The sequence below is a fragment of the Nocardioides sp. genome, from assembly GCF_044226305.1.
GTDB lineage: Bacteria > Actinomycetota > Actinomycetes > Propionibacteriales > Nocardioidaceae > Nocardioides.
In genome coordinates this window covers 1-20,518 of record NZ_JBGAHF010000003.1, presented here as the reverse complement: position 1 = coordinate 20,518, position 20,518 = coordinate 1, and the positions used below count along the sequence as shown (strand labels likewise).

The 20,518-nt window shown below is 73.9% G+C and carries 17 protein-coding genes and 1 tRNA gene; 6 read left to right on the top strand and 12 right to left on the bottom strand.

Features of this window, described 5'->3' with window-relative positions; all coding sequences use genetic code 11:
- Positions 1–207 precede the first annotated feature (207 nt).
- Genes ACILQ5_RS04140 through ACILQ5_RS04130 form a run of 3 tightly spaced genes read right to left on the bottom strand, consistent with a single transcriptional unit; the run spans position 208 to position 2,334 of the window.
- Positions 208–987: a 3'(2'),5'-bisphosphate nucleotidase CysQ gene (locus ACILQ5_RS04140; protein ID WP_395656707.1), complete on the bottom strand. Its 780-nt coding sequence runs from the start codon at positions 985–987 to the stop codon at positions 208–210.
- A gap of 19 nt (positions 988–1,006) precedes the next feature.
- Complete coding sequence (gene pth / locus ACILQ5_RS04135; RefSeq protein ID WP_395656946.1) at positions 1,007–1,630, bottom strand: aminoacyl-tRNA hydrolase; 624 nt, start codon at positions 1,628–1,630, stop codon at positions 1,007–1,009.
- A 35-nt stretch (positions 1,631–1,665) separates the two neighbouring features.
- Entirely contained in the window at positions 1,666–2,334 is a 669-nt protein-coding gene (locus ACILQ5_RS04130) for a 50S ribosomal protein L25/general stress protein Ctc (protein ID WP_395656706.1), read from the bottom strand.
- A 195-nt stretch (positions 2,335–2,529) separates the two neighbouring features.
- On the opposite strand from ACILQ5_RS04130, the gene pepN reads away from it, so the two are divergent.
- Positions 2,530–4,929, top strand: coding sequence for an aminopeptidase N (pepN, locus tag ACILQ5_RS04125; protein WP_395656705.1), 2,400 nt, complete (start codon positions 2,530–2,532; stop codon positions 4,927–4,929).
- Positions 4,930–5,086: 157 nt separating this feature from the next.
- On the opposite strand, the gene ACILQ5_RS04120 is transcribed toward pepN, so the two are convergent.
- The 3 genes from ACILQ5_RS04120 to ACILQ5_RS04110 all read right to left on the bottom strand — a co-directional run bounded on the left by ACILQ5_RS04120 (position 5,087) and on the right by ACILQ5_RS04110 (position 7,661).
- Entirely contained in the window at positions 5,087–6,067 is a 981-nt protein-coding gene (locus tag ACILQ5_RS04120) for a ribose-phosphate diphosphokinase (RefSeq protein ID WP_395656704.1), read from the bottom strand.
- Positions 6,068–6,102: 35 nt separating this feature from the next.
- The gene (glmU, locus tag ACILQ5_RS04115) at positions 6,103–7,581 is read right to left on the bottom strand and encodes a bifunctional UDP-N-acetylglucosamine diphosphorylase/glucosamine-1-phosphate N-acetyltransferase GlmU (RefSeq protein WP_395656703.1); all 1,479 of its coding nucleotides are present in this window, start codon (positions 7,579–7,581) and stop codon (positions 6,103–6,105) included.
- Between the two features lies 1 nt (position 7,582).
- Positions 7,583–7,661, bottom strand: a tRNA-Gln gene (locus tag ACILQ5_RS04110).
- A 415-nt stretch (positions 7,662–8,076) separates the two neighbouring features.
- Between ACILQ5_RS04110 and ACILQ5_RS04105 the strand changes: the two genes are divergently transcribed.
- Genes ACILQ5_RS04105 through ACILQ5_RS04085 form a run of 5 tightly spaced genes read left to right on the top strand, consistent with a single transcriptional unit; the run spans position 8,077 to position 14,904 of the window.
- Entirely contained in the window at positions 8,077–9,678 is a 1,602-nt protein-coding gene (locus ACILQ5_RS04105) for a hypothetical protein (RefSeq protein WP_395656702.1), read from the top strand.
- A gap of 33 nt (positions 9,679–9,711) precedes the next feature.
- On the top strand, positions 9,712–10,812 hold the full coding sequence (locus tag ACILQ5_RS04100) for an ATP-dependent DNA ligase (RefSeq protein ID WP_395656701.1): 1,101 nt from the start codon (positions 9,712–9,714) through the stop codon (positions 10,810–10,812).
- 13 nt (positions 10,813–10,825) lie between these two features.
- Entirely contained in the window at positions 10,826–11,386 is a 561-nt protein-coding gene (locus tag ACILQ5_RS04095) for a hypothetical protein (protein WP_395656700.1), read from the top strand.
- Positions 11,387–11,389: 3 nt separating this feature from the next.
- Complete coding sequence (locus ACILQ5_RS04090) at positions 11,390–12,232, top strand: hypothetical protein (protein ID WP_395656699.1); 843 nt, start codon at positions 11,390–11,392, stop codon at positions 12,230–12,232.
- Positions 12,232–14,904 carry a stealth conserved region 3 domain-containing protein gene (locus tag ACILQ5_RS04085; protein WP_395656698.1) on the top strand — a complete coding sequence of 891 codons (2,673 nt, stop codon included), beginning with the start codon at positions 12,232–12,234 and terminating at the stop codon, positions 14,902–14,904. The genes ACILQ5_RS04090 and ACILQ5_RS04085 overlap by 1 nt, the downstream gene beginning before the upstream one ends.
- 138 nt (positions 14,905–15,042) lie before the next feature.
- Here ACILQ5_RS04085 and ACILQ5_RS04080 read toward each other — a convergent pair whose 3' ends face one another.
- From ACILQ5_RS04080 to ACILQ5_RS04055, 6 genes are all read right to left on the bottom strand, one after another.
- Entirely contained in the window at positions 15,043–16,014 is a 972-nt protein-coding gene (locus ACILQ5_RS04080; protein WP_395656697.1) for a sulfotransferase family protein, read from the bottom strand.
- Positions 16,011–16,925: a tRNA (adenosine(37)-N6)-threonylcarbamoyltransferase complex ATPase subunit type 1 TsaE gene (tsaE, locus tag ACILQ5_RS04075; protein WP_395656696.1), complete on the bottom strand. Its 915-nt coding sequence runs from the start codon at positions 16,923–16,925 to the stop codon at positions 16,011–16,013. The genes ACILQ5_RS04080 and tsaE overlap by 4 nt, the downstream gene beginning before the upstream one ends.
- Positions 16,922–17,662 carry an alpha/beta fold hydrolase gene (locus tag ACILQ5_RS04070; protein ID WP_395656695.1) on the bottom strand — a complete coding sequence of 247 codons (741 nt, stop codon included), beginning with the start codon at positions 17,660–17,662 and terminating at the stop codon, positions 16,922–16,924. Before ACILQ5_RS04070 ends, tsaE begins: the two co-directional genes overlap by 4 nt.
- Before the next feature lie 195 nt (positions 17,663–17,857).
- Positions 17,858–18,946 carry an alanine racemase gene (gene alr, locus ACILQ5_RS04065; protein WP_395656945.1) on the bottom strand — a complete coding sequence of 363 codons (1,089 nt, stop codon included), beginning with the start codon at positions 18,944–18,946 and terminating at the stop codon, positions 17,858–17,860.
- Between the two features lie 25 nt (positions 18,947–18,971).
- Entirely contained in the window at positions 18,972–20,369 is a 1,398-nt protein-coding gene (locus tag ACILQ5_RS04060) for an NAD(P)H-hydrate dehydratase (RefSeq protein ID WP_395656694.1), read from the bottom strand.
- Between the two features lie 10 nt (positions 20,370–20,379).
- Positions 20,380–20,518, bottom strand: a 139-nt coding sequence (locus ACILQ5_RS04055; protein WP_395656944.1) for an integrase core domain-containing protein, incomplete at its 5' end; no start/stop codon positions are given.

Below are 20,518 nucleotides of genomic sequence, written 5' to 3'. Positions count from 1 at the left end.
GCACACAAACGGCCCGGACGGACTACCCCAGGTAGTCCGTCCGGGCCATTCGGCGAGAAGGTTGGATCGAGGGTTGTGACGGTTGAGTCGAGGGTTGTGACCCCTCGAGTCGAGGGTTGTGACCAACCCGGCCGAGCGCCGTGGTCAGAACCCCCGATTCAACCGGTCAGAACCCTGACTCAACCGTCAGACGTCTCGACCCGACCGTCAGTCGGTGCCGTGCTCGGCGATGAAGGCGAGGATCCGCTCGGCCAGCTCGGGGCGGCAGACGACGACGTCGGGCAGGTAGACGTCCTCCTGGTTGTACTGCAGCGGCGAGCCGTCGATGCGCGAGGTGAACAGGCCCGCGGCGCGGGCGACGGCGACCGGGGCGGCGGAGTCCCACTCGTACTGGCCGCCGGCGTGCACGTAGGCATCGGTGATGTCGCGGGTCACCGAGATCATCTTCACCCCGGCCGAGCCCATCGGCACCAGCTCGGCGCCGAGCTCCTCGGCCAGCGCGTTCACGAAGGCCGGCGGCCGGCTGCGCGACACCGCGATCCGGGGCCGCTCCGAGGAGCTGGGAGGTACGACGGGGGGCCGGCCGGTGTGGAAGGTCTCCCCCAGTGCGGGCTGGGCGACGGCACCGGCGACCAGGTCGCCGTCCTGCCACAGCGCGACGTGGACCGCCCAGTCGGCGCGGGGCACCTCGGAGAACTCACGGGTGCCGTCGAGGGGGTCGACGATCCAGACCCGACTGCTGGACAGCCGCACCTTGTCGTCCTTGCCCTCCTCGGAGAGCACTGCGTCCGCGGGTCGGTGCTCGGCGAGCAGGCCCATCAGCAGCTCGTGGGCGGCGCGGTCGCCGGCGTCCTTGAGCTCGCGGCCCTCGAGTCCCTCCCGGCGGACCTGGAGCAGCCGCTCACCGGCGACGGTCGCCAGCCAGGCGGCGAGCGCGTGGTCGTCGGTCGCGGCGGCGGCGGGCGGGGTACCGGGTTCGAACGTCATGGGTCCTACTCTCTCGCGGTCAGGAGTTGAACTGCTGCTGGGTCCGCTCGAGGCCCTCGGTGACCAGGGTCTCGACGGCGTCGGCGGCCCGGTCGACCTGGAACGGCAGGATCCGCCGCTCCGCGGCGGAGTAGTCCGACAGCACGAAGTCGGCCGGGTCCCGGCGGCCCGGCGGCCGGCCGATGCCCACGCGCACCCGGTGGAAGTCACCGGTGCCCAGGGAGGACCGGATCGACCGCAGCCCGTTGTGCCCGTTGTCGCCGCCACCGAGCTTGACCCGCATCGTGTCGAAGGGGATGTCCAGCTCGTCGTGGATGGCGACCACCCGCTCCGGCGGCACCTTGTAGAAGGCGGCGACCTGCTTGACCGGGCCACCGGTCTCGTTCATGTAGCAGCGCGCCTTCATGAGCACGACGCGCGGCCCGGGCGTCCCGGGGGCGCCGAAGCGCCCCTCGACGACGTCGGCCCGGCCCGACTTGTGGGCGCGGAACGACGAGCCGAGCCGCTGCGCGAGCTCGTCGACCACGAGGTGGCCGACGTTGTGCCGGTGCCCGGCGTAGGACGGGCCAGGATTCCCCAGCCCGACCACCAACCAGACGGGGGTGGAGTCGGTCACGGGGTCCTGGCCCTTCCTGTGGAACAGCTGGCCCAGCGCGTGGGCCCACGAGTGACGGAGGGTCACTCCTCCGAGGCGGCCTCGCCGGCAGGCGCCTCGTCGGCCGCGGCCTCGGTGGCCTCGTCGGACTCGTCGCGCTCGATGCCGGCCTCGGCCTCGGCGGTCTCCAGCTCGGCCTCCAGGGACTCCTGGGACTGCTGCTGGGTCACGTTGACGATCAGCGTCTCCGGGTCGGTCAGCAGGGTGCTGCCCGACGGGAGCACGAGGTCCGAGGCGTGGATCTGGGTGCCGATCTCGGCGCCCTCGACGCTGACCTCGACGTACTCGGGGATGTGGGTCGCCTCGGCCTCGACGGAGATCGTGGCGTTCTCGGTGACGACCAGGGTCTCGCTGGCGGCGTCGCCGACGACCTGGACGGGGATGTCGACGGTGACCTTCTCGCCGCGCTTCACGGCGACGAAGTCGATGTGCTCGAGGTGGCGCTTGATCGGGTCGATCTGCACCTGCTTGGTGAGCGCCAGCTGGGTCGAGCCGTCGATCTCGAGCTCGAGCAGCGCGTTGGCGCCGCCGTGCTTGAGCGCCAGCATCGTGTCGTGGCCGGGGAGGGTGACGTGGATCGGGTCGTTGCCGTGTCCGTAGACGACGGCCGGGACCTTGTTGTCGCGGCGGATCCTGCGGGCGGCACCCTTGCCGAACTCGGTGCGCTTCTCGGCCTTGATCTTCTCGGACATGGTGGTGCTGCTCCTCGTGTTGCTGCGACGGGCGGTTCTCGGTCTCGGGGCCTCGGCACAGATCGTGGCGGCGCATCCGGTGGAACGGCCGGCCCTGTCGATCACGGAACCACCTGTCCGGGGCTCCCTCGCCGAGGCAACTGCGTCAGACTACCGGGGCGACGACCGCTCGCGCGAATCCGTAGGGTCGAGGGCGTGAGCCTGACCCTCGCCGAGGCCCGGGACCGGGCCGCCTCGATCTCCGGAGTCTCCTACGCGCTCGAGCTGGACCTCACCGACCCGGCAGCGGACCGCTTCGGCAGCCGGACTACCGTCCGGTTCACCAGCAGCGCCCCGTCGACGTTCCTGGAGCTGACTGCGGCGACCGACCTGGAGGTCACCCTGGACGGCGCGCCCGTGGAGCCGGCGTACGACGGCCGTCGGCTGCACCTGACCGGGCTCGGCGGCGAGCACGACCTGACGGTGGCCGCCCGCCTGCCGTTCGTCACCGACGGCGAGGGGCTGCACCGGACGGTCGACCCGGCCGACGGGGCGACGTACCTCGGCGCCTACCTCGGCCTGGACGTCGCGCAGCGGCTGATGTGCTGCTTCGACCAGAACGACCTCAAGGCACCGGTCACGGTCGCGGTCGCCGCGGACCCCGCGTGGACGGTGCTCGCCAACGCCCGGGTGGTCGCCGAGGGCGACGGCCGGTGGGAGTTCGCCCCCACCCCGCCGATCCCGGTGGCGCTCGTCTGCGTGGTCGCCGGTCCGTGGGCGTCGGTGCGGTGGCGGCACGCCGGCCTGGACTTCGGCTGGCACGCCCGGGCCTCGCTCGCCGCCGAGCTCGAGCGCGACGCGGCCGACCTGCGGGCGGTCACCGAGGGCTGCTTCGACCACTACGCCCGGATCCTCGAGGAGCCCTACCCGTTCGACTCCTACGACCAGGTGTTCGTGCCGGGGCTCAACTGGGGCGCGCAGGAGCAGCCGGGCTGCGTGATCTACCGCGACGAGATGCTGCCGGCCGGCCGGGTCCCCGAGGACGTGCGGCAGCTGCGGACGGCCGTGGTCGCCCACGAGATGGCGCACATGTGGTTCGGCGACCTGGTCACGATGACCTGGTGGGAGGACACCTGGCTCCAGGAGTCCTTCGCCGACTACATGGGCTACCGCGTGGCGGCCGACGGGGCCGGCGTCCCCGGCGCGCTGCTGCTGCACGAGGTGGCCCGCAAGCCCGGCGCGTACGACGCCGACCGGCGCCGCTCCACCCACCCGGTCGCCCCCGACACCGCCGACGTCCCCGACGTCGCCTCGGCCGCGACCATCTTCGACGCGATCTCCTACGCCAAGGGCGCCTCGGTGCTCCGCCAGCTGGTCACCTGGCTCGGCGACGAGGCGTTCCTCCGCGGCCTGAACACCTACCTGACCCGGCACCGCTTCGCGAACGCCACCCTCGGCGACCTGGTCGCCGCCCTCGACGAGGCGACCGACCGCGACGTCCGCGGCTGGGTCGGGCCCTGGCTGCGCCGCTCCGGCTTCGACACCCTCCGCGTCGAGCGCGACGGCGACGTGCCGGTCCTGCACCGCGACGGGGTCCGGCCGCACCGCGTCCGGCTGACGGCGTACGACGACGGCTGGGCCGAGACCGACGCGGTGGTCGTCGACCTCGCCGACGAGCCGGTGCCGCTGCCCGGGATGGCCGGGCGGGTGGTGGTGCCGAACAGCCACGGCGAGACCTTCGCGCGGATCGTCCTCGACGACGCGTCCGCGGCCGCGGTCGCCGACGGGCTGTGCCGCGTCGACGACGACCTGGCCCGCGGGGTGCTCTGGACGATGCTCTTCGACCAGGTGCAGACCCGCGACCTGCCGGCCGAGGGGTTCGTCGACCTCGTCGCGCGACACCTGCCCGGCGAGCGCCGGGCGGGCCTGGTCACCGCGGTGCTCGGTCGCACCCGGGACCGGGTGCTCCCGCTGCGGCTCGACCCGGGCGCGGCGACCGAGGCGGTGGCCGTGCTCGCCGCCACCTGCGCCACCGGGCTCCTGCACGCGACCGACCCGGACCTGGCGGAGGGGTTCGCGACCGGCTTCGCGGAGACCACCCACGACGCGGCGGCGCTGGCCGGCTGGCTGGCGGCCGACGGCGTCGGCAGCCTCCCCCTCACGCCCGCTCTGCGCTGGCGGGTGGTGCGCCGCCTCGCCGCGCTCGGTGCGGCCGACGCGGGCGCGATCGAGGCGGAGCGGGTGCGCCGGCCCGGCCTCGACGCCGACCTCGGCGCCGCCGCGGCGCTCGCCGCCCGGCCCACCGCCGACGCGAAGGAGGCAGCCTGGGCGGTCGCCGCCGCCCCCGACGTGGGCAACCGGCTGCTCACCGCCGTGCTCGAGGGGCTCTGGTCGGTCGAGCAGGCCGACCTGCTGGCGCCGTACGTCGACCGCTACCTGAGCGAGGCGCCGGGCTGGGCGGCGCGCGGTGACGGGTTCGCCCAGGTCGTCGGCCGGGCGCGGCCCGCGCTGCTGCTCGGCGCCGCCCAGCGGGCGCTGCTCGACGAGCAGCTCGCCGGCGACCTCCCGACCGTGCTCCGGCGCAGCTGGGCGGACTGGGCCGAGGACCTCGACTGACCGCGGCCGGGTGGACCGGGGGACGGGGGGACGTCATACGGAGTCGTCGCCCCGGCAACCAGGTCGGATGACGTCCCGGGCGGACCGGGCCGGACGTCATACGGGGTCGTCGCCCCGGCAACCGGTTCGTATGACGTCCCGGGCGGGACCGGACCGGCTAGGACTGCCCGTCGAACATCGAGGTGACCGAGCCGTCCTCGAAGACCTCGCGGATCGCGCGGGCGACGAGCGGGGCGATCGAGAGGCAGGTGAGCTTGTCGAACTCGCGGTCGGGGCTCAGCGGCAGCGTGTTGGTCACGACCACCTCGGCCGCGGCGGAGTTCTTCAGCCGGTCGACCGCAGGGTCGGAGAGGATCGCGTGGGTGGCCGCGATGATCACGCCGGCCGCTCCCTCGGCCATGATCGCGTCCGCGGCCTTCACGATCGTGCCGCCGGTGTCGATCATGTCGTCGACCAGCACGCACATGCGCCCCTTGACGTCGCCGACGACCCGGTTGGCGACGGTCTCGTTGGGCCGGTCGATGCGGCGGCTCTTGTGGATGAACGCCAGCGGCGCTCCGCCGAGGCGCGAGGACCAGCGCTCGGCGACCTTGATCCGCCCGGCGTCCGGGGAGACCACGGCCAGCGGCTGGTGGCCGTACTTCTCCCGCACGTAGTCGGCGAGGATCGGCAGCGCCATCAGGTGGTCGACCGGGCCGTCGAAGAAGCCCTGGATCTGGTCGGCGTGCAGGTCGACCGTGATCAGCCGGTCGGCGCCGGCGGTCTTGAACAGGTCGGCCATCAGCCGGGCCGAGATCGGCTCGCGGCCCTTATGCTTCTTGTCCTGGCGGGCGTAGCCGTAGAACGGCATCACCACGGTGATCCGCTTGGCCGAGGCGCGCTTGAGCGCGTCGACCATGATCAGGTGCTCCATGATCCACTCGTTGATCGGCGCCGTGTGGCTCTGGATCACGAAGGCGTCGCAGCCGCGGACCGACTCCTCGTAGCGGATGTAGATCTCGGAGTTCGCGAACTCGTACGCCGACTGCGGCACCAGCTCGGTGCCCAGCAGGGTCGCCACCTCCTGGGACAGCTCGGGGTGGGCCCGGCCGCTGAAGACCATCAGGTTCTTCTCGGTGGTCTTCTTGTATCCGGTCACGCGAACAGCTCCTCGGTCGCCAGGAGGGTTGTCACTCAGGATTCTGCCACGTCCTGTTCACCTGCCGGTCGGGTGCCCAGCGCGGCCTCGGCCGCCTCGGCCTGGGCGGTGCCGGCGCGCTTGCGCAGCGCCCAACCCTCGATGTTGCGCTGCGGGCCGCTGGAGACGGCGAGCGCCCCCGGCGGCACGTCCTCGCGGACGACGGTGCCGGCGCCCGTCCCCGCGCCGTCGCCGATGGTCACCGGGGCCACGAACGTGTTGTTCGAGGCGGTCCGGGCCTGGCGGCCGACCGTGGTGCGGTGCTTCCGCACCCCGTCGTAGTTGGCGAAGATCGTGCCGGCCCCGATGTTGGTGCCCTCCCCGATCTCCGCGTCGCCGACGTACGACAGGTGCGGGACCTTGGCACCCTCGCCGATGGTGGCGTTCTTGGTCTCGACGAACCCGCCGATCTTGCCGCCGGCGCCGAGGGTGGTCCCCGGTCGCATGTAGGAGAACGGGCCGACGTTCGCCCCGGCCCCGACCACCGCGAGCTCCCCGTGCGTGCGGACGACGCGGGCGCCGCTGCCGATCTCGCAGTCCTTGAGAGTGCAGTCCGGGCCGACGACCGCGTCCTCGGCGACCGCGGTCGCGCCGAGCAGCTGGACCCCCGGCAGGATCGTCACGTCCGGCTCCAGCGTCACGCCGGCGTCGATCCAGGTCGTGGCCGGGTCCATCACGGTGACGCCCTCGCGCATCCAGCGGTCCACGATCCGCCGGTTCATCTCGGCACCCATCCGGGCCAGCTGGGCCCGGTCGTTGACGCCCTCGGTCTGCATCACGTCGGCGATCGGGTACGCCCCGACGGTCAGCCCGTCCTCGCGCGCGATCGCCACCACGTCGGTGAGGTAGTACTCGCCCTTGGCGTTGTCGTTGCCGATCCGCGGCAGCGCGCCGAGCAGGAAGTCGGCGTCGAGAGCGAGGATCCCCGAGTTGATCTCGCGGACCTCCCGCTGCGCCGCGGTGGCGTCCTTCTCCTCGACGATCGCCTCGACGTCGCCCTCCGCGTTGCGGAGCACCCGCCCGTAGCCGAACGGGTCGTCGACGATGCCGCTGAGGATGCTCACCGCGCACTGCGCGGCCTCGTGCTCGGCCGCGAAGGAGCGGAGCGACTCACCCTCGAGCAGTGGGGTGTCGCCGTACGCCACCAGCACGGTGCCCTCGATCGAGCCCGCCGCCTCCACCGCCATCCGTACGGCGTGCCCGGTGCCGAGCTGCTCCTCCTGGACCGCGAGCACGGCGTCCGGCTCGATCTCCTGGATGTGCGCGGCCACCTGCTCGCGCTGGTGCCCGACCACCGCCACGATCCGCTCCGGCCCGGTCGCGCGGGCCGCGGCGAGGACGTGGCCGATCATGCTGCGCCCCGCGATCGGGTGCAGCACCTTCATCGTCTTGGACCTCATCCGGGTCCCCCCACCCGCGGCCAGGACGACGACGGTCAGCCGCGGGTTCGTGCCCGCGCTCAGCTCTGCGCTCATGCTCCCCGGGTAGGAGTCGAACCTACGTCGCTAGTCCTGATTCAAAGTCAGGCGGGCCCTGCCGGCAGACCAACCGGGGATAGGCCCCCAAGGCTAGGGCCCGCCTGGCGGGGCGGCACGCACAGCCCGGCAGACCAACCGGGGATCGCATCCCTGCGGCCCGCCTGGCGGGGCTGGCAGCTCCGCCCGGCAGACCAACCGGGGATAGGCCCCCAAGGCTAGGGCCCGCCTGGCGGGGCGGCACGCACAGCCCGGCAGACCAACCGGGGATTGTCTGTTAGGCAGCCCCCAGGCTAGGGCCCGCCTGGCGGGGCGGCACGCACAGCCCGGCAGACCAACCGGGGATTGTCTGTTCGGCAGTCCCCAGGCTCAGGGTCGACCGCGCCCGCACGCGCCCCGGCGGCGGTCTCGCCGAATCACGAACACGGGGGCTCCCACCGAGTTACGGTCCCCGGGCGGGCACGCCCGCCACGCTCGGGTCGCTGGAGGTGCACCGTGAGGACGCGCAGATCGACGTCGCTGGCCACGCTGGCCACCCTGCTCGCGATCGCCCTGGCCGGAGCCCTCGTGTCCCCCGGATCGCCGGCGACCGGGTCGACCCTGGCCGCCCCGACCTCCCGCGGGCAGCAGGCAGCCGGCACGGGGACGCTCGCCGTCTCCCCCGCCCGGTTCGTCGGTGGCCAGTCGCTCACCTGGACCGGCCGGCTCCCACACCGGGGGGTGCGCACCATCACCCTGCAGCGCTTCCTGAACCGTCCCGGCGACACCTGGATCGACGTCCAGGGGTTCTCGGCCCGGACGAACGCCGACGGCTCGTTCTCGTTCCACTACCCGGCCCCGGACATGATCGACATCGGGTTCCGGGTGAAGTCGGGCAGGTACGCGACCCAGAAGCTCGACCTCTTCCCCGCCCAGCAGGACGTCGTCCTGTGGGCCGAGCAGCCCCTGCTCCGCGGAGCGGGGCGGACCCCCACCACGCGGGTCGCCGCCGGCCTGCCGTTCACGATCGTGGCGGACACGACCCCGGCCGCGGGGATGCCCGTGTTCCCCGGCCGGGTGCTGACCCTGGAACGGCGGGTCGACGCGACCAGGTGGCTCCCCGTCGGCGTCACCGCGGTGGGGCCGTCGGGCGAGGGCCGCTTCCTGGACATCACGTCGAGCATCGGGAACCCCGTCTACCGGGTGATCGAGGCCGACCTGACCGGCGGCCTCGACCAGATCGGCTGGTACCCCTCGTTCCCGACCTACTTCGACTCCGTGGACCCGACCGGCCGGCCGGCGCCCACCCGTACGCCGGCCCGGCCCCTTCGAGCGACGCCGGACGCCACGCCCCCGGTCCCCGCGCAGCGGGCCGCGACGACTGCGGCCCTCCGGTGGCGGTGGGGCTACCCGATCTTCGACTTCGACTGGACCTCCGGCGAGTCCCTGACCTCCCCGCCGTGGCGGGGCTCGCGCCCCCAGGGCGAGTGGACCGAGTACCTCGGCGGCACCGGCCGGGTCGCCAAGCGCAGCGGACAGCTCGGGGTGTGGAGCGGGCGCACCGACCGCTACGGCAGTGGCAACCGGGGCACGACCGCCACCACCCTGCAGGGCAACGCCCAGCCCTACGGCCGGTGGGAGCTCAAGCTCAGGACGGTCACCCGCAGCGGCGGCTCGCCGTACCTGGTCCGCGCCGAGCTCGTCCCCGAGCGGGCCCGGGACTACGACTGCGGCGCCCACAACATCACCGTCGCCGAGGTCCGGCAGGGTCAGAGGACCGCCCGGATCGGCGCCACCCAGGACCGGACCCGGTGGTCCCGCACGGTCCGGCTCGGGAACCTCGAGAACAGTGCACCGGCCGTCGCGGTCGAGCTCATGGACGACCACGTCACCTGGTTCGTGAACAGCCGGCCCGTCGGCGTGCTCGAGGAACGCGAGGTCACCGGGGGCGTGCCGATGACCCTGCGCCTGAGCCTGGTCGGCAGCGACGACCACGAGATGGCGAACACCACGCTGCTCTCGGACTGGCAGCGCGGCTTCCCGCTCAACAGCTCGCCGGGCGTGCTCGACGGCCCCTCCCTCACGAGGTCGACCAGCACCTCGTCCTGCCGCTCCTAGGGGGACGGCCCGGACGCGGCTAGCCTCGGCGGCGTGGACCTCCCCGTGATGCCGCCCGTCCAGCCGATGCTCGCGAAGTCGGTCAAGGGCATCCCCGACCCGGCCAAGGTCGGGGAGCTCAGCTTCGAGCCCAAGTGGGACGGGTTCCGGTGCCTGGTCTTCAAGGACGGCGACGAGGTCGAGCTGGCCAGCCGCAACACCAAGCCGTTGACCCGCTACTTCCCCGAGGTCGTCGCGGCGATGCGCGAGCAGCTGCCCGAGCGCTGCGTGCTCGACGGCGAGATCTTCGTGGCGATCGCCCCACCCGACGGGCAGAGCCGGCTCGAGTTCGAGGTGCTCCAGGAGCGGATCCACCCGGCGAAGTCGCGCATCGACATGCTCGCCGAGAAGACGCCGGCGTCGTACGTCGCCTTCGACCTCCTCGCGCTCGGTGACGAGTCGTACGTCGACCGGCCGTTCGCCGAGCGCCGGGCGGCCCTCGAGCAGGCGCTCGCCGGGCTCGCCGGCCCCTGCTTCCTCACCCGCACGACCACCGACCCGGCCCTGGCGGAGGAGTGGTTCCGCCAGTTCGAGGGTGCCGGTCTGGACGGGGTGGTCGCCAAGCCGCTGGCGACGCCGTACCAGCCGAACGCGCGCAGCATGCTCAAGATCAAGCACGAGCGCACCGCCGACGTGGTGGTCGCCGGCTACCGCGAGCACAAGACCAGCACGCCCGAGCGGCGGCTGCTCGGCAGCCTGCTGCTCGGGCTCTACCGCGACGGGGACCTCCAGCACATCGGCGTGAGCGCCAGCTTCACCGAGAAGCGGCGGGCCGAGCTGTTCGAGGAGCTCCAGCCGCTGGTCGTGCCGATCGAGGACCACCCGTGGGGTCGCTGGCAGGAGTTCCTGACCGCCAACCCGGACCGCGTCCCGGGCACCCAGAGCCGCTGGAGCCAGGGCAAGGACCTCTCGTTCACGCCGCTGCGGCCCGAGCGGGTGGTCGAGGTCGCCTACGACCACATGGAGGGCAACCGGTTCCGCCACACCGCCCAGTTCCGCCGCTGGCGGCCCGACCGCGACCCCGAGTCGTGCGGTTACGACCAACTGGACGAACCGGTCTCCTACGACCTCGCTAGTGTTCTCCGCGTCGACTAAGGAAGGCACGGACATGTCCGAGAACAGCAGCACCGAGGACTACGACGTCGTCCTCCTCATCGAGCAGGCCCTGAGCGCGCAGGACGCGGCCCAGGTGCACTCCTTGCACGAGGGGCTCGAGCAGCCGGTGACCTACCACGTGCTGCTGCCGCTGGAGGACGCCGCGGCCCGGATCGAGTCCGCGATGGGGTCCCTGACCGCGGGCGACATGCTGGCCTCCCCGACGATGCCGATGAGCGAGGTCGACCTCGAGGCGGTCCGCAAGGACTGCGAGGACCGCTCCGACAGCGAGCTGCACGAGACCCTCGAGGCGCTGCGTGCGAGCGGGGCCACGGCCCGAGGCCAGATCGTGACCGACCTGCCGATCGACGCGCTCGCCGCGAAGCTGGCCGAGGTGGACGGCCGCGAGGCGATCATCTTGACCCGCCCGCACGTCGTGTCCGAGTTCTTCCACCTCGACTGGACCTCCAAGGCCCGGCGACGCCTCGGCGTGCCGATCCTGCACCTGCTCGAGCACGAGACCTTCGACCAGCAGGCCGAGGGCTACGGCAACGAGGGCGTCACGGGGTTCTGACACGTGAGGCTGACGACTCGGCTCCGTCGCGCCGCCGAGGAGGCACCGCCTGCTCCCGACGGCCCTCCGCCCCCGCCCGGCCCGCCGCCGGGCAGCCCGGTCGCGGCGTACGTCGGCATCCTCGACGGCCAGACGCTGTGGCTCGCCGTCGAGGCGGCGCCGGGCACCCTGGCGCTGCGCGACGACGACGGGCAGGTGCACCCGCTGACCAGCGACCTCCCCGAGGACGACCCCACCTACCGCTCGGTCCGCGCCGACCTGCGCGAGATCCTCGAGAGCACCCCCGGCGACGCCGGCGGGTACGACGTGGTGCTGGTGCCGGGCAGCGGCCGGGAGCCGCGGCAGGTCTGGGTCGCGCCGTTCCCCCGCCGCCCCACCCGGGTGCCGCCGAGCCGTGACGGCCGCTGGCAGCTCGCCATGATCCGGACCGCGGAGGGGATGCTCCGCGTGCGTCGCCGACGGCCCGCACCCGGGATCGAGGTCCTCGACCTCGCGGAGGACCCGACGAGCGTGCGCGTCACGTTCGCGGCCACCGACGCCGACCGGCTCGACCTGGTCGAGGAGGAGACCGTGCTGGCGTCGTACCCGCTGACCCGTGAGGGCGACCGCTCGGTGGCGGTGCTGACCGAGGCCGGCCTGCCGGAGGGGACGGGTCAGCTGGTCCGCCTCCAGGTCGGGGACCTGCCGCTGCGCCGCCGCGCGAACGACCTGGTCGCCCCCAACAGCGCGGTCCTGCTGCCGGTGCTGACCAGCGAGGAGACGGGGCACGCCCGGCTGCGGCTGCGCTGGGGCCCGGACGTCGCGCTGTTCGCCCGGATCGTCGACGAGGACGAGGACGAGGCCTGATGCGGATCGCCTACGTCGTCTTCAACCTCGACGGGATGGGCGGGACCTCCCGCTCGGCCGTGACCCAGGCCAACGCGCTCGCGGGCGACCACGACGTGCGCCTGGTGAGCGTCACCCGCAGCGCCGACGAGCCGCACTACGACATCGACCCGCGGATCGCCGTGGACTACCTCGCCGACGTGCGCGAGGAGACGCTCGCGGCCGACCGGGCGGCCGCGACGCTGCACGAGCGCCCCTCGGTCCTGGTGCCGGCGCGCTGGGACGGCCAGTTCTCCGCGCTCACCGACGTGGCGATGGCCGAGGCGCTGCCCGCGCTCGACGTCGACGTGGTCGTCACGGTCACGCCGGCCCTGCTCGCCGCGGTGACCGAGCTGGTCCCGGACCCCGCCGTGCTCGTCCACCAGGAGCACCGCTCGTCCTCCGACCGCACGTCGGGGCTCGAGCCGCTGCTGGCGTTCGCCCCGCGCGCGGACGTCGTCGCGATGCTGACGCCGACCAACGCGGACTGGCTGCGCGAGCAGCTCGGCGAGGTCGCCCCCGAGATCGTGGTGATGCCCAACCCGCTGCCGATCGGTTTCACGCCCCGCTCGCGGCTGGACAACCCGCTCATCGTCTCGGCGGGCCGGCTGGTCATGGAGAAGCAGTTCACCCGGCTGGTGCAGGCGTTCGGGGAGATCGCCGACCAGCTGCCCGAGTGGCGGCTGCGGATCCTGGGCGAGGGCGCCCAGCGCAACGAGATCCGCCGCCAGGCCCGCAAGTTCGGCCTCCACGACCGGGTCGAGCTCCCCGGCAGCACCACCGACATGGCCAGCGAGTGGGCGCGCGCGGGCATCGCCGCGCTCGCCTCCCGTGCCGAGGGCTTCCCCCTGGTCGTGCAGGAGGCGATGGCGGCCGGCGTGCCGGTCGTCAGCATGGACAGCCCGTCGGGGCCGCGCGAGATCATCCGGCACGAGGTCAACGGGCTGCTGGTCGCCCCGGACTCGGTCGCCGGGCTCGCCACCGCCCTGCTGCGGGTCGCCTCCGACGACGAGCTCCGACACCGGCTCGGGGCCGGGGCGGTCCACACCGCCCACCAGTACGACGCGATGGCGCTGGCCGAGCAGTGGGTCGCGATCTTCGCCGACGCCCGTGCCCGGCGCGGGGCCCTGGGCCGGGTCGCCGCCCGCGCCACCGCGCCCCGGCGCCGCCCGCCCGAGGCGGCCCCCGCGGTCGACATCTCCGGCGTGACGCCCCAGGCCGCCCGACGTGCCGCCCTGGCCGCCGCGGTCGACACGGTCCGCGCCGTCACCGACGAGTGGTTCGTGATCCCCGCGCACGAGTCGACGGACCCGGCCGTGGTGCTGCCGATGGACCGGCGCGACGCGTTCCTCGAGCGGCTGGCGGCGACCGACCTGCCGCCGTACCTCTCCCTGCGCGACCCCGACAACTCCGGCTGGCCCGAGCGCCGCGGTGTCGTCGCCGAGCTCGCGACCGACCTGCGCCGCGGCCGGCGGGGCCGGCTCTACCTCGAGCCCTGGCCCGAGCACGGCGAGGACGCCAGCCTGCTCGGCCAGGGCTGCGGGGTGAGCGTCCAGTTCTGGGAGACCAGCGTCGACGGCGAGCTCGTCTCCCCCGGCCCCAACCGCTACGCCCGCCGGATCCCCCGCAGCGCCGTGACCACCACGGTCGACGTCGAGATCGAGGGGGTCCCGGTCCGCACGCTGCCGCTGATGACGCAGCCGACCGTCAACGAGTGCACCTTCCCCGTCGACGTCGTCTACACCTGGGTCGACGGCGACGACCCGGCCTGGAACGACCTGCGCGAGGAGCGCCTGGCCCGGCTGACCGGCACCGCCCTGACCCGGGAGTCCAGCGGCCGGGCGCGGTTCATGTCCCGCGACGAGCTGCGCTACTCGATGCGCAGCCTGCACCTCTTCGCGCCGTGGGTGCGCCACATCCACCTGGTCACCGCGGGCCAGGTGCCCGGGTGGCTGGACACCTCGCACCCGCAGATCACCGTCCTCGGCCACCGCGACATCCTGCCGGCCGACGCGCTGCCGACGTTCAACTCGCACGCCATCGAGACCGCGCTGCACCACGTGCCGGACCTCAGCGAGCACTGGGTCTACTTCAACGACGACGTCTTCCTCGGCCGGCCCGTGCGGCCGGAGATCTTCTTCAGCCCCGCCGGCCTCTTCGCGGCCTTCATGTCGCCGACGACGATCGGCCTCGACGACCTGCCCGGGGCGGCGCCGTTCGTGCGGGCCGCGTGGAACAACCGGCGGCTGATCCAGGAGGCGTTCGGCGTCACCACCACCAACAACCTCGCGCACACGCCGCACCCGCACCGGAGGTCGGTCCTCGACGAGATCGAGCGCCGCTTCTCCGACGAGGTCGCCCGGACGGCGCGGGCGCCGTTCCGCTCCGACACCGACCTCGCGGTGCTGAGCTCGCTGGGCCAGCACTACGGGCTGACCACCGGGACGGCCTACGTCGGCGAGGCGGCGTTCGAGTTCGTCAACCTCAGCAACAGCGACCTGGGCCGCCAGCTGCGCCAGCTGCTGCGCCGCGAGCAGGACTTCTTCTGCCTCGGCGACCACCACGACTACGCGATGCCGGTCGCCCGGCTCGAGGAGCTGCTCGCGGAGTTCTTCGAGACCTACTTCCCCGTCGCGGCACCCTGGGAGCTCTGAGCCGGTCCCCCGTCGCGGGAGCGGGTCGTTTCCGTTCAATTGCTGGCAGAGGGACCGGTTACCGGACGGTAAGTCGGGCCAGACCGAGCAATGGCGCGCAGCGGCCCGCGACCGACGGCCCCAGCGCCGGGACCGGTCTCACGACCCCTCGCCGAGGCGCGCCTTCAGCTCGTCGATGCGCCGCTGCTTGTTGTCCAGCCGGCGGTTGAGGTTGCGCCGCACCTGGCCGACCTGGGCCGTGGTCTCGTCGAGAGCGATCGCGGCGGCGAACTCGTACATGACGACGTACTCCTCGCGCAGCACCGCGAGGTCGGCGATCGCCGTCTCGTCGTGCGGGGCGGTGACCAGCGTGTTCATCGCCGCCCAGGTCCGGTCGGCCAGGTCGCGCAGCTGGGGGGCGACCTCGAGGTCGTCCCAGGTGACCTGGGAGCGGTTGAGCCGGGCGTCGACGAACTCGTCCACCGGGTGCGGGGGCGTCAGGTCGCCGATGACGATGTCGAGCTGCTCGGCCGCGCGGGTCATCGCCGTCCGCCAGTCACCGACCAGGTCGGCGTACGGCACGAACGCCCGCCGGTGCCCGCGGGTGGTGCGCTCGGTCTCGAACGCGGCGTTGACCCAGGCGGCGACGTTGGTCGTCTCGCGCTGCCGCCGGAAGCCGGGCGCCTGCTCGGTGAGGTACGCCGTGTCGCGGCTGCGCACGACCTCGGTGGGGTGCCGCAGCATCGTCAGCGTCGTCACCTCGGCGCCGAGCTGGCCGGCCACCCGCAGCCACAGGTCGTGCACCCAAAACTCGCGCGGGTCCTTGATCACCACCTGCGGGTGGTCGAGCTCGCCCGAGAGCCATGCGCGCAGCCGCTCCTCGACCTCGGGGGTGACCGCCGCGGCGGCCCGCTCCATCGCGGTCGGGCGCGAGTCGATGGTGCGGACCGGGATCGGGTTGAGCAGCTCCTTGTGGAACTCGGTCACCCAGAGCGGCTCGTAGTAGCCGCGCGGGTTCGACTCGTCGGCCTCCACCTCCGGCTGTGGCACGTGCAGCCCGAGCCGCTTGAGGGTCCCGGCGACGCTGCTCGTGCCGCTGCGCCCCGATCCGGTGACGATCACGAGCTTCATCCGAGCCCCCTGAAGGAGAGTGCGTGCCAGCGTGGGCCCACCGGTGTGATCTCGACCCGGCGCGGGTCGAGGCCGTGATGCGGGGCGTCGCCGCGGACGATTGCGACCTCGAGCCGCGACTCCGAAAGCCCCTCGGCCAGCCCCTCGCCCCACTCCACCACGGTGACCGCCTCGTCGAGCGAGGCGTCCAGGTCGAGGTCGTCGAGCTCGTCGAGGCCGGCCAGCCGGTAGGCGTCGACGTGCACCAGGTCCGGGCCGCCGACCGTCGAGGGGTGCACCCGGGCGATCACGAACGTCGGCGAGGTGATGTCGCCGCGCACGCCCAGCCCGGCGCCGAGCCCCTGGGTGAACGTCGTCTTGCCGGCACCGAGCTCGCCGCTGAGCACGATCAGGTCGCCGGGCGCGAGCTGGCCGGCCAGCGAGCGGCCGAGCCCGCGCATCGCCTCGGCGTCGGGCACCTGCACGACGTGGGTGCGCAGCGGCCGGCGGAGCTCGACGTTCGGGGGGTCGCGGCGGATCTCACGGAAGCCCTGGCGCTCCCAGAACCGGACGGTCTCGGGCAGCTCCTCCCGCGCGACGACGGTCAGGTCGTCGGAGCCCTCCGCGGCCTCGACCGCGGCCTCGATCAGTGCTGCGGCCACGCCGTGCCCCTGGGCCTGCGGGCTGACGCCGAACCGGCGCAGGTAGGTGGTGCTGCCGACCGGGTCGAGCACCAGCGCCCCGACCGGCTGGCCGTCCAGGCAGGCGAGCAGCCCTCCGTGCGCGGCCAGCCGCGCCGCCATCGTCTCCTCGGTCTCCTGCAGCGCCGCGGCGGGCGGGTCGAGCGGCGGGCGCGCGGCGAACGCGGCGTGCACGACCGCGAACACCTGCGCGGCGGCGTCCGGACCGACCCGCGTCACGTCGACCGTCACGCGACGGTCCCCGTCGCCGCGAGCAGCTTGTCCAGCTCGCCGTTGACCTCGTCGTAACGCTCCAGGATCACCATGTGGCCGGCGCCGTGGCACTCCAGCAGTGTCGCGCCGTCGATCCGGGCCTGCAGCTTGCGGCTGTGGCCGATCGAGGTGAGCTTGTCGTCGGTGCCGCAGATGACCGCGGTCGGGACCCGCCCCAGGATGCCCACGTGGTCGAACTTGTCGAGCTCGCTGAAGCCCGGGAAGAACTCCGCGACCACCTCGAACGGCGTCGCGGAGAGCATCTGGTCGACGAAGGTGACGTACGACGCCGGGACGTCGTCGCCGAAGGCGAGCTGGTCGGTCGCCACGAGGGCGACGTTGCGCCCCAGGCGCCGGACGCCGTCGACGGCGCGGTGCCCGCGGGCGAGCGTGGCGACGCCCCGGCGCACCGGGGTGGCACCCGCCCAGCCCGGCACCATCGGGAACAGGATCCGGCTCACGTCGAGGCCGCCGGCGGTCGTCGAGACCAGCGCCGTCCCGACGACGCGGTCGCCGAACAGCTCGGGGTGCTGCTCGGCCAGCGCGACGATCGTCATGCCGCCCATCGAGTGGCCGACGAGCACCACCGGCCCCTCGGGCACGACGTGCTCGAGCACGGCGCGCAGGTCGTGGCCCAGCTGGTCGATGTTGGCGTGGCCGATCGGCGACCGGCCGGACCGGCCGTGCGAGCGCTGGTCGTAGTAGACCGCCCGCACCCGGCCGCGGTAGTGCTCGCGCTGGGCCGGCGTCGGCGCCCCCGATCACCGGGTCGCTGCGCAGCGCCCCGAACGGCGGGTTGTCGTCGGGGTGGCGGCGGCTGATCGCCCGGCGCTGCAGGGTCGCGGCGCCGGCGGTCGCCGCGGCGGCCACGATCGCGGTGGCCGTGGCGCCGATCAGGTGGGTGCGGGCCCTCATGCTCCGACTGTCCTCCGTCGCATCCGCCCGCCGATGCGGGTGACGATCTCGTACGAGATGGTGCCGGCGGCCTCGGCCCAGTCCTGGGCGGTCGGCTCGCCGTGGGTGCCCGGGCCGAGGATCAGCACCTCGGTGCCCGGCGCGGGCAGGTCGCCGTCGAGGTCGACGACGAACTGGTCCATGCAGACCCGGCCCCGCATCGCCCGCTGCTTGCCGTCGACCAGCACGTGGGCGGCGTTGCTCGCGTGGCGCGGGATGCCGTCGCCGTACCCGACGGGCACCAGGCCCACCGTGGTGTCGGTGTCGGCGTGCCAGGTGTGGCCGTAGGAGACACCGGCGCCGGCCGCGATCGGCTTGACCATCGCCAGCCGCGCACGGACCGTCATCGCCGGCCGCAGGCCCAGGTCGGGCGTCTCGCCGGGTGCGGGGTCCAGGCCGTACGACGCGAGGCCGAAGCGCACCAGGTCGAACCGGCTCGACGGGCGCAGGATGCCGGCGGCGGAGTTGGCGAGGTGGCGCACCTCCGGGGCGAGCCCGGCCGACTCGGCGACCTCGAGAGCCTCACGGAAGGCCCGCTCCTGGGCGTCGTTGGCCGGGTGGGACGGCTCGTCGCTGGCGGCGAGGTGGGACCAGACCCCGGTGACCCGCCAGCTGCCGTCCCGCTCGCCGGCCCGGGCCCGCGCGACGACGGCCGACCAGTCGGCGAGCGCGGCCCCGCCGCGGGACAGGCCGGTGTCGACCTTGAGCTGGACCCGCGCCGGCCGTCCGGTGGCGGCGATCTCGTCGAGCTCGGCGACGGTGTAGGCGGTGACGTCGACGCCGGCGTCGATCGCGGCCGCCCAGTCCTCGCCGGGGACGGTCAGCCAGCACAGCAGCCGGCCCTCGTCGCCCGCGGCCCGCAGCGCCAGCGCCTCGTCGATGGTCGCGACGCCGACCCACTCCGAGCCCGCAGCGCGGGCGGCGCCCGCCGCCTCGACCATCCCGTGGCCGTAGCCGTCGGCCTTGACCACCGTCATCGACGCTACGCCCGTCAGCGCCCGCAGCGTGCGCACGTTGTGGCGGATCGCGCCGAGATCGACGACGATCTCGCGCGCGGATCCGGCACGGGGCTCATGCCCGAGATTCTCCCATCACCGGGTCGGCAACCCCCGCACGGCGTCCGGGACGGCGGTCGCCACCGCGCTCGCGACCAGCGGACCGCCGCGGCCGGCGAGGGGTCGCCGCGGCCCCGTGCAGCCAGGAGCCGACCGACGCGGCGTCGTACGGCGGCAGGCCGGCCGCGAGCAGCGCGCCGATCAGCCCGCCGAGCACGTCGCCGGCCCCGGCGGTCGCCAGCCAGGGGGTGCCGGTGGTGGTCACGCGCACCCGACCGTCGGGGGTGGCGACGAGGGTGTGCCGGCCCTTGAGGAGCACGGTGCCGCCGTACCGCTCGGCCGCGAGGCGGGCGTGGTGGAGCGGCCGGCTCTCGACGTCGTCGCGCTCGGCGCCGAGCATCGCGGCCAGCTCCCCCGCGTGCGGGGTGAGGACCGCGTTGGGGACCGGGCCACGGACGTGCTGGAGCGCGTCCGCGTCGACCACGACCGGCACGCCGTCCTCGAGCGCGGCGGCCAGCTCCTCGCCGGCGTGGTCGCCACCGCCGGAGCCGACCACCCAGGCCTGCACGCGTCCTTCGCCCACGACCTCCGGGTGCGCCTGCCGGACCCGGTCGGCGACGGCCGGCTCGCCGACGTAGCGCACCATGCCGCACAGGCCGGTCGCGGCGCCGGCGACGCTGAGCAGGGCGGCGCCGGGGTACTGCGAGCTGCCGGCCCGGACCCCCACGACGCCGCGGAGGTACTTCTGGGCGTCCGGGGCGGGCCGCGGGAGCAGGGCGGCGACGTCGGCGGGCTGGAGGGCCTCGACCGGCGCCGCGGGGAGGTCCAGGCCGATGTCGACGAGGTGCACGGCCCCGGCCGCGCGCGCACCGGGGTCGACGAGGTGGCAGGTCTTGTGGGTGCCGAAGGTGACCGTGACCGCGGCGGTCACGTGCGGCCCGGTGATCTCGCCGGAGTCGACCTCGACGCCGCTGGGGGTGTCCACGGCGACGACCGGCACGCCCTCGACCGCGGCCAGCGCCGCCTGGGCCTCGGGACGCAGCCCGCCGCGGCCGCCGATGCCGACGATCCCGTCGACCACGAGGTCCGGCCGGGTCGGGTTGCCGGTGATCGTCCGGCCACCGGCCTGCCGCAGCGCCTGGACGCCACCCTCGTGTGCGCGGTCCGACAGCAGCCACGCCTCGACCTGCACCCCGCGGCGGGCGAGCATGGCGCCGGCGTACAGCGCGTCGCCGCCGTTGTCGCCCGACCCGACGAGCAGCAGCACCCGGCGGCCGTACGCCGAGCCGAGCAGGTCGAGCACGGCGTAGGCCAGCCCCGCCGCCGCCCGCTGCATGAGCACACCCTCCGGCAGCCGGCTCATCAGCGCCGCCTCCGCCGCCCGCACCTGCTCGACCGTGTGCGCGCTCCTCATGTGGCCCACGCTAGCTGTACTGATCGGTGAGGTTGGTCAACCTGGTGATGGGTGCTGACCCGCCGATCGCGGTGTGGGGCCGGTGGTGGTTGTACTCGTGGAGCCATCCTGCCAGCGCTGCTCTGCGGGCGTGTTCGGAGCGGTAGAGC

Coding starts and splice junctions, on each gene's coding strand:
- ACILQ5_RS04085 (WP_395656698.1), top strand. CDS start 12,232: ATGCGGATCGCCTACGTCGTCTTCAACCTCGACGGGATGGGCGGGACC.
- ACILQ5_RS04095 (WP_395656700.1), top strand. CDS start 10,826: ATGTCCGAGAACAGCAGCACCGAGGACTACGACGTCGTCCTCCTCATC.
- ACILQ5_RS04080 (WP_395656697.1), bottom strand. CDS start 16,014: ATGAAGCTCGTGATCGTCACCGGATCGGGGCGCAGCGGCACGAGCAGC.
- ACILQ5_RS04130 (WP_395656706.1), bottom strand. CDS start 2,334: ATGTCCGAGAAGATCAAGGCCGAGAAGCGCACCGAGTTCGGCAAGGGT.
- glmU (WP_395656703.1), bottom strand. CDS start 7,581: ATGAGCGCAGAGCTGAGCGCGGGCACGAACCCGCGGCTGACCGTCGTC.
- ACILQ5_RS04140 (WP_395656707.1), bottom strand. CDS start 987: ATGACGTTCGAACCCGGTACCCCGCCCGCCGCCGCCGCGACCGACGAC.
- ACILQ5_RS04060 (WP_395656694.1), bottom strand. CDS start 20,369: ATGAGGAGCGCGCACACGGTCGAGCAGGTGCGGGCGGCGGAGGCGGCG.